The sequence below is a fragment of the Herpetosiphon sp. genome (assembly GCF_003512625.1).
Lineage (GTDB): Bacteria > Chloroflexota > Chloroflexia > Chloroflexales > Herpetosiphonaceae > Herpetosiphon > Herpetosiphon aurantiacus.
The window spans coordinates 15,988-31,562 of sequence record NZ_DOPT01000107.1; the positions used below are offsets into that span (position 1 = coordinate 15,988).

At 50.3% G+C, this 15,575-nt stretch carries 15 protein-coding genes and 1 other annotated feature; of the genes, 8 read left to right on the top strand and 7 right to left on the bottom strand.

What is annotated here, in order from left to right:
- Positions 1-294 precede the first annotated feature (294 nt).
- Positions 295-538, top strand: a binding site (T-box leader).
- A gap of 48 nt (positions 539-586) precedes the next feature.
- A complete protein-coding gene (trpS, locus tag DEF47_RS24350) occupies positions 587-1,573 on the top strand; it encodes a tryptophan--tRNA ligase (RefSeq protein ID WP_012187780.1) in 987 nt (328 codons plus the stop codon).
- A gap of 195 nt (positions 1,574-1,768) precedes the next feature.
- On the opposite strand, the gene DEF47_RS24355 is transcribed toward trpS, so the two are convergent.
- The 6 genes from DEF47_RS24355 to rplS form a co-directional block, all read right to left on the bottom strand.
- Entirely contained in the window at positions 1,769-3,382 is a 1,614-nt protein-coding gene (locus DEF47_RS24355) for a PD40 domain-containing protein (protein ID WP_012187781.1), read from the bottom strand.
- 40 nt (positions 3,383-3,422) lie between these two features.
- Positions 3,423-4,622 carry a tryptophan synthase subunit beta gene (trpB, locus tag DEF47_RS24360; RefSeq protein WP_012187782.1) on the bottom strand — a complete coding sequence of 400 codons (1,200 nt, stop codon included), beginning with the start codon at positions 4,620-4,622 and terminating at the stop codon, positions 3,423-3,425.
- 10 nt (positions 4,623-4,632) lie between these two features.
- The gene (locus DEF47_RS24365; protein ID WP_012187783.1) at positions 4,633-5,175 is read right to left on the bottom strand and encodes an SH3 domain-containing protein; all 543 of its coding nucleotides are present in this window, start codon (positions 5,173-5,175) and stop codon (positions 4,633-4,635) included.
- 55 nt (positions 5,176-5,230) lie between these two features.
- Positions 5,231-5,854, bottom strand: coding sequence for a ribonuclease HII (gene rnhB, locus DEF47_RS24370; RefSeq protein WP_012187784.1), 624 nt, complete (start codon positions 5,852-5,854; stop codon positions 5,231-5,233).
- A gap of 48 nt (positions 5,855-5,902) precedes the next feature.
- Complete coding sequence (locus DEF47_RS24375; RefSeq protein ID WP_012187785.1) at positions 5,903-6,571, bottom strand: class I SAM-dependent methyltransferase; 669 nt, start codon at positions 6,569-6,571, stop codon at positions 5,903-5,905.
- A gap of 81 nt (positions 6,572-6,652) precedes the next feature.
- The gene (gene rplS, locus DEF47_RS24380) at positions 6,653-7,009 is read right to left on the bottom strand and encodes a 50S ribosomal protein L19 (protein WP_012187786.1); all 357 of its coding nucleotides are present in this window, start codon (positions 7,007-7,009) and stop codon (positions 6,653-6,655) included.
- A gap of 251 nt (positions 7,010-7,260) precedes the next feature.
- Between rplS and DEF47_RS24385 the strand changes: the two genes are divergently transcribed.
- The 5 genes from DEF47_RS24385 to DEF47_RS24405 all read left to right on the top strand — a co-directional run bounded on the left by DEF47_RS24385 (position 7,261) and on the right by DEF47_RS24405 (position 12,529).
- Positions 7,261-8,175 carry a DMT family transporter gene (locus DEF47_RS24385; protein ID WP_012187787.1) on the top strand — a complete coding sequence of 305 codons (915 nt, stop codon included), beginning with the start codon at positions 7,261-7,263 and terminating at the stop codon, positions 8,173-8,175.
- A 64-nt stretch (positions 8,176-8,239) separates the two neighbouring features.
- Positions 8,240-9,343: a hypothetical protein gene (locus DEF47_RS24390; RefSeq protein ID WP_012187788.1), complete on the top strand. Its 1,104-nt coding sequence runs from the start codon at positions 8,240-8,242 to the stop codon at positions 9,341-9,343.
- 90 nt (positions 9,344-9,433) lie between these two features.
- The gene (locus DEF47_RS24395; protein ID WP_012187789.1) at positions 9,434-10,528 is read left to right on the top strand and encodes an alpha-hydroxy acid oxidase; all 1,095 of its coding nucleotides are present in this window, start codon (positions 9,434-9,436) and stop codon (positions 10,526-10,528) included.
- Between the two features lie 135 nt (positions 10,529-10,663).
- Positions 10,664-10,915 (top strand): hypothetical protein, encoded by a 252-nt coding sequence (locus DEF47_RS24400; RefSeq protein ID WP_012187790.1) that lies wholly within the window; start codon positions 10,664-10,666, stop codon positions 10,913-10,915.
- A gap of 18 nt (positions 10,916-10,933) precedes the next feature.
- Positions 10,934-12,529, top strand: coding sequence for an ABC transporter ATP-binding protein (locus tag DEF47_RS24405; protein ID WP_012187791.1), 1,596 nt, complete (start codon positions 10,934-10,936; stop codon positions 12,527-12,529).
- A 64-nt stretch (positions 12,530-12,593) separates the two neighbouring features.
- Here DEF47_RS24405 and DEF47_RS24410 read toward each other — a convergent pair whose 3' ends face one another.
- Complete coding sequence (locus DEF47_RS24410; RefSeq protein WP_012187792.1) at positions 12,594-13,253, bottom strand: PspA/IM30 family protein; 660 nt, start codon at positions 13,251-13,253, stop codon at positions 12,594-12,596.
- 175 nt (positions 13,254-13,428) lie between these two features.
- Between DEF47_RS24410 and DEF47_RS24415 the strand changes: the two genes are divergently transcribed.
- Together DEF47_RS24415 and DEF47_RS24420 are read left to right on the top strand one after the other, a co-directional pair.
- Positions 13,429-14,157 carry a LysM peptidoglycan-binding domain-containing protein gene (locus DEF47_RS24415; protein WP_012187793.1) on the top strand — a complete coding sequence of 243 codons (729 nt, stop codon included), beginning with the start codon at positions 13,429-13,431 and terminating at the stop codon, positions 14,155-14,157.
- Positions 14,158-14,466: 309 nt separating this feature from the next.
- The gene (locus DEF47_RS24420) at positions 14,467-15,573 is read left to right on the top strand and encodes a glycosyltransferase (protein WP_041305112.1); all 1,107 of its coding nucleotides are present in this window, start codon (positions 14,467-14,469) and stop codon (positions 15,571-15,573) included.
- The last annotated feature ends 2 nt before the right edge of the window (positions 15,574-15,575 follow it).

A 15,575-nucleotide genomic window follows, 5' to 3' on the forward strand; every position in this document is an offset into this window, starting at 1 on the left:
GCTGGATATTTTACCATTGAAACACCGTTGCTACCGCCATACTTATGACCGATTGCACATAAGCAGATAGATTTTGGAGATCGGTTGTTGGGGATTGGGGATCGGGTTTTGATCCACGAAGCGCACGAAGGACACAAAGGGTAACGCAGAGGTGCAGGGCAACAATGGCTATCGGAGTATTTTGGGGCGGTTCAAACAATAGCCTACTCCCTTCGTGCCCTTCGTGTTCTTCGTGGATCGGTATTTCGGCGGATTGACAAGCAAACACAGGCTGAATAGAATAGCCAACAATTGAAAACAACGTTGACGCGGAAGAGTATGCAAAAGCGCACTTGTCCAGAGAGTTATCCATTAGCTGCGAGGATAATCAAGCTGTCTTTGCTGAATGGCCCGCTGAGTTGCTCACCGAATCTGGGTTGCTACCTGGTAGTAGGCTGAGCCGTGATTGCCTCCGTTAGCGGGCTGCGAGCGCGTAACCATTGTGATGGTTGCGAATTCGGGTGGTACCGCGAGAATCAAGCCGTCTCTCGTCCCGTATGTGGATTCGAGAGACGGCCTTGTTTTAGTTAGACGGAGTGTTGCCATTATGGGTTCGTTACCACGGGTTTTTTCGGGCATTCAACCATCAGGCAATTTGCACCTTGGCAACTATTTGGGGGCGATTCATACCTGGGTGCAAGAGCAAAATCAATACGATAATTTCTTCTGTATTGTCGATCTGCATGCGATCACCGTGCCACAAGATCCAGCCGAGTTGCGCAAAAATGTGCGCGATTTGGCCGCGCTGTATCTGGCCGCAGGCATTAGCCTTGAGCATGCCACGATTTTTGTCCAATCGCATGTGCCAGCTCACGTTGAGCTAGGCTGGATTTTAAATTGTCAAACGCCCTTGGGCTGGTTGAATCGCATGACCCAATTTAAGGATAAATCGCAAAAGCAAGAAACCGTAGCGGCTGGCTTGATGAATTATCCAACGCTGATGGCTGCTGATATTTTGCTCTACGACACCCAAGTTGTGCCAGTGGGCGACGATCAACGTCAGCATATTGAGCTAACTCGCGATATTGCCGAGCGTTTTAATCATCTTTATGGCGAAACCTTTGTCATCCCCGAGGCCTTGATTCGGCCTGTGGCGGCGCGGGTGATGGGCCTCGACGACCCAACCCAGAAGATGAGCAAGAGCAACAAAGCAGCCAATCATTCAATTCCTTTGTTGGGCGATTTGAAGGCAACGCGCAAGGCCATGATGCGGGCAGTCACCGATTCGGGCAGCGAAATCAAATTCGACGAAACCCGACCTGGGGTCAACAATCTTTTGGGGATTTATCAAGCCTTGACTGGCAAAGACAAAGCCACGATTGAGGCTGAATTTGAAGGCCAAGGCTATGGCAAACTCAAAGGTGCAGTTGCCGATGTGGTGATCGCTACCTTGGAGCCATTGCAACAACGCTACAATCAACTCACCGCTGATCCAGCTGAACTCGATGGGATTCTCAAACGTGGCGCTGAACGCGCTGCCGAAGTTGCTAACGCTACCTTGTTACGGGCTTATCAACAACTTGGGCTGCGCTAATTCTTAACGAGGTCAGTTTTTGATCCACGAAGGACACGAAGAGCACGAAGACTGCTTTTTAGCCACAGATTGGCACAGATTGGCACAGATTTTTGTGATTATGCTTCTGTGGATCGCGACCTAAATTTAAACAGCAGGCTATAGCTTAGATCCTATAGCCTGCTGTTCATCCTTCATCCCTCATCCTTCATATTTTTATGGCAGCCACTCCATAATTGAGCCATTGACGAAAGGTGCGGCGGCTTGGCCCGAGCCAATTTCATAGATAAACGTGCCTTGGCCAATCGTTTCGTAGGTGACATAACGTCCATCGGGTGACCACTTGCCCCACACCCGAACTTCGTAGGAACCGCCGCTGCTTGGTGGCGCAACTAATTCTTTATCGCCAGTATCGGCATTGATCAGCAGCAACGAGCCATCGTTATAATTATCGAGCATATACCAATTGGCATCGGGCGAAATTCCGCTCAGATAAAAATCGCCAATTTTTTGCAATGTTTCAACCTCGCCCGTGGCTGGGTCGAGCAAACAAACCCCACGATCAAAGTTTGAACGATCGCAAAAATCGTCGTAGATGATTTTGCTATCCTTGGTCCACCATGCATCAGAAGTAAACACATCGGCAAGTTTGGCGAGATTGCTGCCATCAGCATTAATCACATTGAATTCGATACCATCCTGACCAGCAGCAAACAAAATCGTTTGATTATCAGGCGACCAACTCAACGGATCAAAATCGATCAAGCCGGTGGTTGTCAGTTGTTTTTCGTTATTACTGGCCAGATCATAAACATATAGATTTTGATCTTCCTTGGTTTCAAAATCGATATCGCTGGTGATAAAGGCAAATTTGCTGCTATCAGGCGACCAGCTCAAGCTTTGGGGAGCCATATTCTGCAATTCAATCACGCTGCGGCTATTACTGCCATCACCATCGGCTAAATAAATGTTGGTTTTTGCGCCGTCGCGTACAAAAAAGGCCATAGTTTTGCCATCAGGCGACCAACTCAGTAAATCGTTGTAATAGGCTTGTCCGCCAAGATCAAGCGGGCTGACTGAGCCAGTGCTCATGGTTTGGCGCACCAATTCAAAGCTATCATCAAGATAAATCAGCTCGCCAGTGAGATCAGTTGGGGCGCTACCACCAGCCGCTTGAGTTGGCAAATCGTTGGATTCATTGGTTGGCGTTGGTTGATCGGCCGGATCACTTTGGCCTTGAGTTGGCTCAACAGTTGGCTCGCTGGTTGGCTCAACCAGTGGATCGCCAGCTGCTTGTTCGGTTGGCTCGGCGATTTTGGTTGGAATCGGAGTCCAGGTTGGGCCAGTCGCAACATTGCCACTTTCGCCATTGTTTGAATCGTTGTTGCCGAGGAAATAATAAGCCCCTGCGCCGCCGCCAATCAACAGCAAGGCCAAGCCACCACCAATCAACCAATGCCCAAGGTTCTTCGATTTTGCAGTAGGTTGGGCATAGTTGGGTGGGGTCGGCGGGGTATATTGAGGTAACGGAAAATTGGGTTGGGTTGATGGCCCTTGCCCAAAGCCACCAACATTGCTGGTTGAGCTAGGGCTTTGGTAGTTGTTGACGACTTGGGTTGGTGGATCATTTAGCGGTTGCGTGCCGCTCCGCCGTGGCGCATACGGCGAATCATCATGATCGCTGCTGCTTGGTAAGGGCTGCGAACCGAAAACCGCGCTGCCCAACACTTGGGTTGATTGACCTGCGGCGGGCTGCCGCGAGCCACATTCAGAACAATAGACCGAGCCATCGGCAAGCGCGGCTCGACAAACGACACACGATTGAGCCATAACTACTCCTTACACATTGGCTTCGCTCGAAGCCATTCCGCTACATTTGCACTCCCAATACATCTGCAACGGTGAAAATATCTTTATCGCCACGCCCCGACAGATTGACCAAAATAATGCTTTCTTTGCTCATGGTTGGGGCTAAACGTACAGCTTCGGCAATCGCATGCGACGATTCTAAGGCTGGGATAATGCCTTCAGTTCGACAGAGCATTTGAAAACCATTCAAGGCCTCTTCGTCGGTGGCATAGGTATAGAAAGCCCGTTCCTCGTCGTGGAGCCAAGCGTGCTCTGGGCCTACAGCAGCATAATCGAGACCAGCAGAAATGCTATGGGTATTGGCAATTTGGCCATCGCTATTTTGCAGCACATACGAACGGGTGCCTTGGAAAACGCCCAAGCGCCCGCCTGCAAACCGCGCTGCATGGCGACCAAGCTCAATTCCATGACCACCAGCTTCAACTCCTCGCAAATCAACATGTTCATCGTTGATAAAGGCGTGGAACATCCCGATTGCGTTCGAGCCACCCCCAACGCAAGCAATAATCGTGTTGGGCAATTTGCCAGTTGCTGCTAAAATTTGCTCGCGGGCTTCAATTCCGATGATGCTTTGAAATTCGCGTACCATCAATGGATAAGGGTGTGGGCCAAGCGCCGAGCCAAGCAAATAGTACGAATCGGGGTTGCTGACCCAATCGCGCATGGCTTCGTTAACTGCATCTTTGAGGGTTTTCGAGCCAGTGCTGACTCCACGCACATCGGCTCCCAGCAAGCGCATACGAAAGACATTGGGCTTTTGGCGCTCCATATCTTCGGTGCCCATATAGACCACACATTGCAGCCCAAGCAGGGCACAAACGGCAGCGGTAGCAACGCCATGCTGGCCAGCGCCAGTTTCAGCGATGATCCGCTGTTTGCCCATGCGTTTGGCCAACAAGCCTTGCCCTAAGGCATTATTGATTTTATGTGCGCCAGTGTGGGTCAGGTCTTCGCGTTTGAGCCAAATTTGAGCACCACCCAATTCCTCGGTCAAGCGGCGGGCATAGGTGAGGGCAGTTGGTCGGCCCGTATAGGTCTGGTGCAAATGTTGGAGTTCAGCCTGAAACTCAGGGTCGGTGCGAATCCGAAAAAAGGCTTCGGTTAATTCTTCGATCGCGGCCATCAAGGTTTCTGGCACATAGCGTCCACCGAAATCCCCATAGCGGCCATTTAATTCATCAAGAACAGCGTGATCGGTCATAATTGTTCCTTTAGCGTGCTTGAATAAAATCTTCAGCAACCCAACCTTGGCCAATTGCCGATTCGATCAGCCACCAAGTGTAATCATCGCCTTGGCGTGGCCCATCGATGATCGTAATCAGCTCGCCTGGATCAAGCGCCCCAATCGGCTCACCTTGAATACTGGGATCAGGCCGGATGCGCACTTGTTCGAGGGTGATCGCCTCGCCACCAATTTCAATCACCAATTGGGTTGGGGTTGGTGGGGCAGGAGTGGCAATCGCAAAAGGTGGAAAGGTTGGCGAAGCAGTCACCGGAGTTACCGTCACCATCACAACTAGCGGAGTTGGTGGCGTGCTCAAAACGCCGCGATCGCGCAAAAACCAACCACCAGCCAGCCCCACCAGCAACAGCGCCGGAATCAAGAAAAAGAGAAAATTTGGCTTTGGTTTGGGTGGGCCATTCACAATTTCATCATAGCCACGTTTATAATCGTGGTAGGTGTGATAAAACAATTGATTCAGCGTGCCATTTTCCGCATCACGCCGCCCCTGATCATAATATGGCGAAGGCATATCAACACTCCATAAAAGCCATGTTTGACCTTAGTATCATTCTCTGGCGATTTTGTCAATCAACGAAGGCTGCTAGTGGCTTGAACGAGCGTCGATGTAAGCCCGATGGGCCGTGGGCTGCCAAGGCTCGTTGATGCTGGGCTGTGCCATAGCCTTTATGCGCGGCCCAGCCATAACGCGGGTCACGTTGGTCGTATTCGTGCATCAAGTTATCGCGATAGACTTTGGCGATAATTGAGGCCGCTGCCACCGAAATGCTGATTGCATCGCCTTTGGGCAGCGAGCGTTGCAATAATGGCAATTCGGGCAATTTAACCCAATCGATCACTAATCCATCGGGCAAGCTTGGCAGGCTTAAAACCGCATGCATCATAGCCCATTTGGTAGCTTCGGCAATCCCAAATAAATCGATCAGATGGGCCGAAACCACGCCGAGGCCAATCCCGCTGGCCAAGTGGCGAATCTGTTGGGCCATCGCCTGACGAGCTTCGGCACTCAAGGTTTTCGAATCGTTGATGCCTGCCAAGGCCACAGGGTCGTTGAGCAAATGGGTTGGGAAGCTGACGGCTGCGGCGACAACTGGGCCAGCCCAGCAGCCTCGACCAACTTCATCGACTCCTGCGACGATTCGCGCACCGTTGCGCCAAAGTTGTTGTTCTTCGTGAATTCCAATTGTCATAGGTTGGTTGTTGGGGGCTGGGGATTGGGGGCTGGGTTGAGTCAGACCCTAATCCAGTCTAATATCAATTAATTGGTTAGCTTTTTCGGCGATGAAGATTTGGACTTGCGAGCGCCCAACCTGTTTGATGTGAGTGTTGACGCGAAAGCCTGCTTCTTGCAAACGCTGGATGCGTGGGTCAAGTTGGCTGGTTGGCGCTTCAGGGTTGCTGTGTCGCCCAAACACTAGCCGATAGATTAACCCGATGATCATGGCATACAGGCTATTGGGAATACTGCCGCCATCGACAATATACAATTTGCCATCGCTGGTCAGTACCCGTTGCAATTCGGCCAAGGTACGTCGATCAAATAAATAAGGCGCTGGAAAGGTCGAAAGCACCGCCGACCAACTGGCATCAGCATAGGGCAAGGCTTGGGCAACTGCCCGAACCAGCGTGGCTTGGGGCGCTCGGCGGCGGCTCAAACCCAACATTTGGCGTGATTCATCAAGGCCAATTGTAAGGCTTGGTTGATCTTGGCGAGCTTGTTGGACATAGCCCGTGCCACAGCCAAGCTCCAGCAAGTGCTGATCAGCAACGTCAGGCAATGCTGCCAGCACCCATTGGCTCCAATAGCCCTGCGACATCAGCCACGCGACCAAATCATAGGTAAAGGCAGCTTCATGATAAAAGCGCTCAAAGGCCCAAATGACCAACGCTTGCATTCGTTGCAGCATCGCCAATGCTCCCAAAAATACAAACGCGAGTGCAGGCTTGGCCCACACCCGCGCAGGGTTTTGCAGCTATAACGAAAACGATTAACCGCGGCGTTCTTTGATCCGAGCGGCTTTACCAGTGCGACCGCGCAGGTAGTACAGGTTGGCTTGGCGAACTTTACCAGTCCGTACCAATTTCACGCCGTCGATCCGTGGTGAGTGCAGCAAGAATGTCCGCTCAACACCAATACCGTGTGAGGCAATCCGGCGCACGGTGAAGTTTTCGTTGACACCCATGCGGCGGCGGCGAATCACGACACCTTCAAAGTCTTGAATCCGTTCGCGGGTACCTTCAACAACTTTGACGCTAACGCGAACCGTGTCGCCAACGCGGAATTCTGGCACATCTTTGCGCAGATATTCGTTTTCAATTTCGTGAATAACGGGAGCCTGTTGCATTGCTCTGCCTTTATTTCTAGTGCGTAGAGCCGTATCTCTCGGCGCTGATTAATCGCTAAAGTTCATTGGCATACAGCGGATACGGTCGCTGGACAAACAACAAGCGTGTGAACTTCACACGCCGTTTCTTTTCGTGCCAATCAATTGACCGCGCGATTATAGCATAGCTGGTTAGTTATGGCAACTGCACAGATCACACAGCAATGCTATACTTTACCAATTCTCAGCCCAGTTAATCTAGGATCAAAGCTATGCGTGCACTGTTGTTAGGCTTGTTGGCCTCGCTCTTTTTTGCTTCGACCTTTGTGCTCAATCGCTTGATGGAGTTGGCGGGAGGCCATTGGCTGTGGAGTGCCAGCCTGCGTTATTTGTTTATGCTGGTTCCGTTATTGGCGATTGTGGTATGGCGCGGCAAGCTCGGTTTGGTGTTGCAAGAGTTGCGTCAACAGCCTTGGCAATGGCTATGCTGGAGCACGATTGGCTTTGGTTTATTTTATGCGCCGCTCTGTTTTGCCGCCAAATATGCTCCAGCGTGGTTGGTTGCCAGCACTTGGCAGATCACCATTATTGCTGGAGCCTTGGTTGCGCCGTTGTTGCAAACCAAAGCTGCCCCCAGCCAACCTGCTTGGCATTGGCGCAGTTTAGCGATTTCGAGCCTGATTTTGTTGGGTGTGGCAGTGATTCAATTGCAACATGCAGCGGCGATTGGCTGGCGTGAAGTTCTTTTGGGCTTTGTGCCAGTTGTCATCGCCGCATTTGCCTATCCGCTGGGCAATCGCGCCATGATGCAACTCTGTGGCCAGCGCTTGGCAACCTTTGAACGCGTGCTGGGCATGACAATTGCCAGCCTACCGTTTTGGCTGATTTTGGCAGGCGTGGCGGCAACCACGGTTGGTTGGCCGAGCACAAGCCAAATCTTCCAATCGTTGTTGGTTGCGCTATTGGCAGGCGTAATCGCAACCGTGCTATTTTTCAAAGCGACTGATTTAGCTCAGCACCATCAAGGCCAATTGGCGGCAGTTGAGGCAACCCAAGCAGGCGAAGTCGTCTTTGCCTTGGTTGGCGAGATTGTGCTTTTGCATAGCCCTGCGCCAACAGCACTGACATTGGCAGGCCTTGGCGTGATTATTTTAGGCATGATTTTGCACAGTTGGTTCAGTCACTAACGCCATTTAATATCCATTTAGCTTTGCTATGCTACTTCTATTACGATTTAGAAGGAGCAAGGCTATGCTACGGCGCTTATTATTGGCTGGAATGGTGCTGCTGTTGGTTGGTTGCCAAGAGCCACTAGCGCAACTTGATTGCTTTCGTCCACTCATAAATACCCCAACCACCCAACTGCCAACAGGTCAACGTTTGGTGATGATTGATCGGATTCTGGCGATTGAACCAGCCCCGACTAAACCAATCACCTTACAATTTGCCTTAGTGAATAATCCATCGACCCAATTTAGTTTCAATTTCAATCAAAAAAATAACCATGTTAAGTTTGTTGATCTAGAAAACTTTTTTGGCATTAAGCCTATTGCAACGCTTGAATGCCAAGATAGTTTTGCGCCACAGCATTATTCATTTGTATTAGAAGTTATTGCCAGCACTAAAACCTATACTCAACCATTTGATGTTGAATACAAAGCCGATATTAACGACTTTAATTATTATGGTTTTCAATTTACGCAATCAATAGATGGAATATTAATGACTGTAACTATTATTGGCATTGGATTAATCTTTTTATCGATCATGTATGGTGTGATTTTGGTTATTCTATTTAGAAATAAATTATATACCAAAAAATTAGTAGTAGCCATATTATTAAGTAAATTATTTTTAATAATAGTTATTTTTCATATTGATTTTTATAATTTCAATCAAAAACCGCCGCTTTATTGCTACTCAATGATTATAGTTGCTAATGAAACATATCAACCATTAGGCGAAGGCATAAAAATGTTTCCTAATGCGATTCAAAGCCAAACTACTGATCTTGAATTTTACCCAATGTATACCGATCTCTATAATGATAGTGAACGCTACATATATAACAATGATATATATAGGTATCGATTTTACCTCAAACATATGCCAGCCCTGCATTCTGTTCCCACCTATCCTAATTGTGAGCGAGAGTTTGATTTTACCTATATTGATATGTATAAGTTTAAGCAAAACAACGAAGTTAGCACTATTCCAATAATCATTAAGCCATTTTATAAAGATCAACTTGATAATAATGCCGATTTTATTCTTGCCTATGATTTTGCGGGAGCAATATTAACCTTATCAATCCTTGCAATTCCAATGCTGCTGTTTATCCGCTCGCAGCGCTAACGATTGGCTCAATTGTGCTACTGAAATTGGCTTGAGCATCTGCTACACTAGAGCCACCGGATTATTTCAGGCTGCGAAAGGATCGCTGCAATGAGCAAGCCGATTAATCTCCACGAGTATGAGCAACAGGCAATGACGCTGTTGGATGGCCCAACCTGCGATTATTATGCAGGTGGCTGCGAGGATGAAGTGACTTTGCGAGCGAATCTGCTTTCGTTTGAGCAGGTACGTTTGCGCCCACGCTTTTTGGTCGATGTGCGTGAAGTCTCAACCGCTACAACTCTGCTAGGCAAGCCGCTTGATTCGCCAATTTTGGTTGCACCATCGGCCTACCATGGCTTGGCCCATGCTGAGGGCGAATGTGAAACTGCACGCGGTGTGGCTCAAGCTGGCTCAATTTTCACCGTAAGCACGCTCGCCACCCGCTCGTTGGAAGAAGTTGCGGCTGCCGCCGAATGCCCGCTCTGGTTTCAATTGTATGTCTATCGTGATCGCAGCGTGTCGGAGCGTTTGATTGCTCGCGCCGAAGCTGCTGGCTATCAAGCTTTGATGTTGACGATTGATCGCCCGTGGCTTGGGCGGCGCGAGCGTGAGTTACGCAGTGGTTTTGGCGTGCCTGCTCATCTGAGTATGGCCAATTTTCGCGATGTGCCTGCCGCTCAGAACTATCGGCGTGCTGGCCCGAATGCCTTGCCCGACCCCAAAGCCGATATGTTCGATGCTGGGTTAACTTGGGAATCGATCGCTTGGTTGCGCTCAGTGACCAGTTTGCCCATCATCGTCAAAGGGATTTTGACCGCTGAGGATGCGCTGTTGGCGGCAGAGGCAGGCGCGGCGGCGATCGTGGTGTCAAATCATGGTGGCCGCCAAATTGATGGTACAGTTACCACGCTTGAAGCCTTGCCCGAAGTTGTCGCAGCATTGGCGCAAAGCCCGTGCGAAATTTATATCGATGGCGGGATTCGCCGCGGCAGCGATGCGCTTAAAGCCTTGGCCTTAGGAGCGCAGGCAATTATGCTTGGGCGGCCAGTCTTATGGGGCTTGGCAGTGGCGGGTAGTGCTGGGGTTGCCGATGTGCTGACGACCATGCAGCGTGAATTGCAACGCTCGATGGCGCTATGTGGCCGCCCCAATTTAGCCAGCATCGATCGCAGCTTAGTGCGACCAAGCGGCATGGTTTTCTAAAATAGAGGGGTCAGGGGCTAGTGTTCAGTCCATACGACAGGAGTCCTTCGTGGCCTTCGTGGATCAAAACCTGGCCATGACCCCTGACCCTTCGATCGCAATGGTATAATTCATGATTACTAGGAGGTCGTACTCATGAATGGTTTTGTGATTGGTTTGACCCTAACGATGATCGTTGGTGGCTTGGTCTTGATAATTGGGCCAATCTATTTGCGCCGCCGTTGGGATAATGAGACCCAGCGCAATTGGGAGCACGATGAATTTGATCGTAAGGTCAAGCGCTATAACGACGATATCGCCAATCGTCAGCGCGATTATGATATTGTCAATGTGCTGAGTGGCCGCGAAACGCCGACCGTGGTTGATCGCTATCGTGATAAAGATTGAGCCTGAATTGAGCGTGGCGTGATTGATTTTCAACAGGTTTGCTATTACTATCCCCAAGCCACTGCGCCAGCACTCGATCGCTGTACCTTGCAGATTGCCGAAGGCGAGTTTGTATTGGTTTGTGGTGCTTCAGGCAGCGGCAAATCAAGCCTGCTTCGCGCGATCAACGGCTTAATTCCGCATTTTCATGGTGGCACATGGCAAGGCCAATTAAAAGTCTGTGGCCGTGATACCCGCCGCAACTCGCCGCGCGATTTGGCTGAATTGGTCGGTTTTGTGTTTCAAGACCCCGATGCTCAGTTTGTGGTCGAAATTGTCGAGGATGAACTGGCTTTTGCCATGGAAAACGCTGGTTTGCCGCAAGCGATTATGCGCCGCCGAATTGAAGAAGCGCTCGATCAGCTTGAAATTGCCCATTTGCGCCATCGTTCATTGACTAGCTTGTCTGGCGGCGAACGCCAGCGCGTGGCAATTGCTGCTGCATTAACCGTTCAGCCGCAAATTTTGGTGCTCGATGAACCAACCTCACAGCTCGACCCCCACACTGCTGAAGAAGTATTGACTGCCCTGCAAAAGCTCAACGCCGATTTGGGCTTGACGATTGTGCTCTCGGAGCATCGTTTAGAGCGGGTGGTGCAATATGTCGATCGAATTATCTGGATGCATGCGGGCAAAATTGGCTTAGCCGATACACCACAGGTAGTTTTGGCCCAGATGCCATTTGCCCCGCCATTGGTCGAAGTTGCCCGCCATTTCAATTGGCAGCCCTTGCCGCTGACGATCAAGCAAGGTCGTGCTGCCGCGCGTCAACAGCTAATTACACCCCAAGCCCAACCAAAGCCGGTTACCACAGTTGGCCCAGAACTCTTGCGCTCCGAAGCGTTAGATGCCAGTTATGCCGATCAACCTGCCCTGCAAGGCGTAAATGTGCGTTTGTACGCTGGCGAAATTGTGGCAATTATGGGTCGTAACGGCTCCGGCAAAACCACCTTATTGCGCCATTTGGTGGGCTTGCAACAACCAATTCGTGGGCGGGTGCTACTACAACAACAGCCGATCACCAATCGCCCAGTTGAGCAATTGGCCCAGCAGATTGGCTTTGTGCCGCAAAACCCAAGTGATATTCTGTTTCACCCCAGTTTGGAGCAAGAATTAGCGTGGACGCTTACCAACCATGGTCAAGCGGCTGATCCAGCGCAGATTGAACAAACCTTGCAACGCTTGAATTTGCTGCATCTGCGTGAGCGTCACCCGCGTGATCTTTCGGGTGGCGAGGCTCAACGAGCTGCCTTTGCTGCAATTGTGGTGGCTCGCCCGCAAATTCTCTTGCTCGATGAACCAACTCGGGGCTTGGATTACGCTGCCAAACAGCAATTAGCCAATTTTCTACAAAGCTTGGCCAGCGAGCAACATGGCATCATCGTGGTAACCCACGATGTGGAATTTGTGGCGTTGTGTGCCCAACGAGTGGTCCTGTTGGGCGAAGGCGAGGTCGTGGTTGAAGGCACGCCCCAAGTGGTTTTGGGTGATTCACTGCTGTTTTCAACCCAGGTTGGCAAGCTATTCCCCAAATTTGGCTGGCTGAGCGTGGCCGATGTACTGGCTGGCACGTAACAATAATTAAAAACCCTCTGCGATCAACAAACAGAGGGTTTTGTGCTCAATCAAATTAACAGATTTAGCTTTGATTGACTTTAGCTTTGAGCGCTGCCAATTCTGATTCGAGCGAGGTTTCTTGCTCCAAATTGCGAAATTTATTTTCCAACGAATCGCCTTCTAATTTGGCCATGGCTTCAGCTTTGTACAACCGATCATCAATTCGTTCTTCCATTGCTCCCAAGCGATCGCCCAATTCGCCACTGCCTTGCATATTTTGCAGCGCACGAGTGGCGGCTTCTTGCGAATCGGCACGGCTAGTTTTAGCTTTGATCAAATCGCGTTTGGCGCGAGCTTCATTAATTTGCAGTTCCAAACGGCTGATCGAATTCCGAAAATCTTTAACTTGGGCATTTTGAGTTTCCGATTGGGTTGCATATTCGCTGGCGGCAGCGCTGAAGTGGCGCTTGCGTTCCAAAGCTGAACGAGCCAATTCTTCGTCGCCACGTTCAAGCGCATTGACAGCTTTGCGTTCCCAATCCTCGGCTTGCTTACGGTTTTCATCGCGCTTTTGCTCCATACGTGTGGCCTGACCCATGGCCATAGCCGTTGCACGTTTGGCCTCGCCATATTGCGCCTCAAGCTGGCGAATATACTCATCGGCCATGGTTACGGGGTTTTCAGCGCGATCAAACAAGGCGTGCAACCAAGCGCGGATAAGGTCTTTGATTCGTTTCCACATAGCGTTTTGCTCCTACTGACTACTGTTGGGTAGTACGGGCCAGCCTTTGGAATGTTGCTTAAGCATACCTGATCTGCAAGAGCAAACGCAAGGATCAACCATTGCATTGTGCCCGTTGGCATCTATAATGCTTATATATGCCTGCGTGACAACCGCTTGCTAAAGGAGTTGAACCATGGCCGACAAGGAAAAGAAGGGTTTGTTTGGTAATTTGGCTGATCAAATGAAGGATGCAATTGAGCAAAGCCGCGAGAGTGCCGAAGCCAAGCCCACTGCCCCAGCCCCTGGTAACGTGATTGGCCAAATGATGGAGCGCTTGCACGATATTCAAGAGAAACAGGAAGAAGCAGCCTCATCATCAGTCTCCAATGCAGTAAATGTGATCAAAGATGCTCAAGAAGCAGCCAAAGAAGCTCGTGAAAAGGCCGAAGCTCAGTCGGCTGCAACCAACAATGCGGTTGCAGATGCGTTGCGTCAAGCTCAAGAAGCTGCCAAAGCCCAAGAAGTCGCTAAAGCCGAGGCTGCCAAAGCCGAAGCAGCTAAGGCTGAAGCTGCCGCTGAACAACGCTACACGGTTCAAGGTGGTGATACCTTGGGCAAAATTTCAGCCCGCTTCTATGGCGATGCAGCTCAATGGCGACGAATTTATGAAGCCAATCGGGCAATTATTGGCAATAATCCCGATGTGATTAGCGTTGGCCAAGAATTTGTGATTCCCGATGCAAGCACCCCACTACCAGTTCAACGCACCTATACTGTGCGGTCTGGTGACACCATGCGAGCGATTGCCCAACGCTTTTATGGCGATGAAATGCAGTGGAAACGAATTTATCAAGCCAATCGCGACCGCATTCCCAACCCTGATGTAATTCACGTCGGCCAAGAATTTATCATCCCCGAATAGCACCTAAGGTAATCAGGCTATAGGCTATAGGCTATGGGCTTTTGGTATTCCGACCAATTTCCGATAGCCCATAGCCTATGGTTAAAGCTTGATCCACGAAGGACACGAAGCACACGAAGGTTTCGTAGCGTATGGGCTGACCCCTAGCCCCTGAACCCTAATCTCTGTTCTTTGCGCCGCTGCGTTAAACCTGCCTACGATCCCTCGACCCTTCCCTCCCATTTCATCCTTCATCCCTCATCCCTCATCCTTTTCTCAATGTTCTATAATGTGCTCAGCAATTATTTGAGCGCGAGTATCACCCTAGCAATGCATATTCTTCATGTCTATAAAGATTATTTTCCAGTGCTTGGTGGCATGGAAAACCATATTCGGGTAGTGGCTGAGGGCTTGGCTGAACGCGGCCATCAAGTTACGGTGGCAGTCAGCAATACCTACCCAAAAACCGAAATCGAGCGCCGTAATGGTGTAGCGATTATTAAAGCAGCCCAATGGTTGCGCAAGGCATCAACCCCGATTAGCCCGATGAGTTTGCCATTAAGTTGGCGTGTACCCGCCGATATTATCCATTTGCATCATCCCTTCCCACCTGGCGATTTGCTGTATTGGCTGCGTGGTGGCAAGGCTAAATTGGTGATTACTTATCAAAGCGATATTGTGCGCCAACGCCGTTTGTTGCAACTCTATCGACCATTGCTTACCCGTACTTTGAACGCCGCCGATCGAATTATCGCGGCCAGCCCGCAGTATATCCAAACCTCGCCATGGTTGGCTCCTCATGCCGCCAAATGCCGCGTAATTCCCTTGAGCGTCGATACCGAGCGCTTCAATCAACTTGATCATGCGGCGATTCAGGCGTTGCGTGAGCAGGTTGCAGCACCCATGGTGTTGTTTGTTGGGCGCTTCCGCCATTACAAAGGCCTGCACTTTTTGCTCGAAGCCTTGCCAAAAATTCCCAAGGCCAAATTGGTGTTGGTCGGCATTGGCCCTGAGGAAGCTCGTTTGCGCGAGTTGGCGCAACGCTTGGGTGTTGGCGAACGTATTATATGGGCTGGCGAAGTCCCGGATCAAGCCTTACCAAATTACTATGCCGCTGCCGATGTATTTGTGCTACCATCTCATTTACGAGCAGAAGCATTTGGCATCGTGCAACTCGAAGCATTAGCCGCTGGAATTCCAATTGTCAGCACTGAGTTGGGCACTGGCACAAGTTTTGTCAACGCCCACGGCCAAACTGGGTTTGTTGTGCCACCAGCCGATCCGGCGGCACTGGCGCGGGCAATCACTGTGCTGTTGGAAAATCCAGGCTTGCGGGCGCAATTTGGAGCTAACGGTCGTCAACGCGCGAGCAGCACGTTCAGTCCACAGCGCATGCTCGATCAGATTGAAGAACTTTATCGTGAGATTGTGAGTTAGGT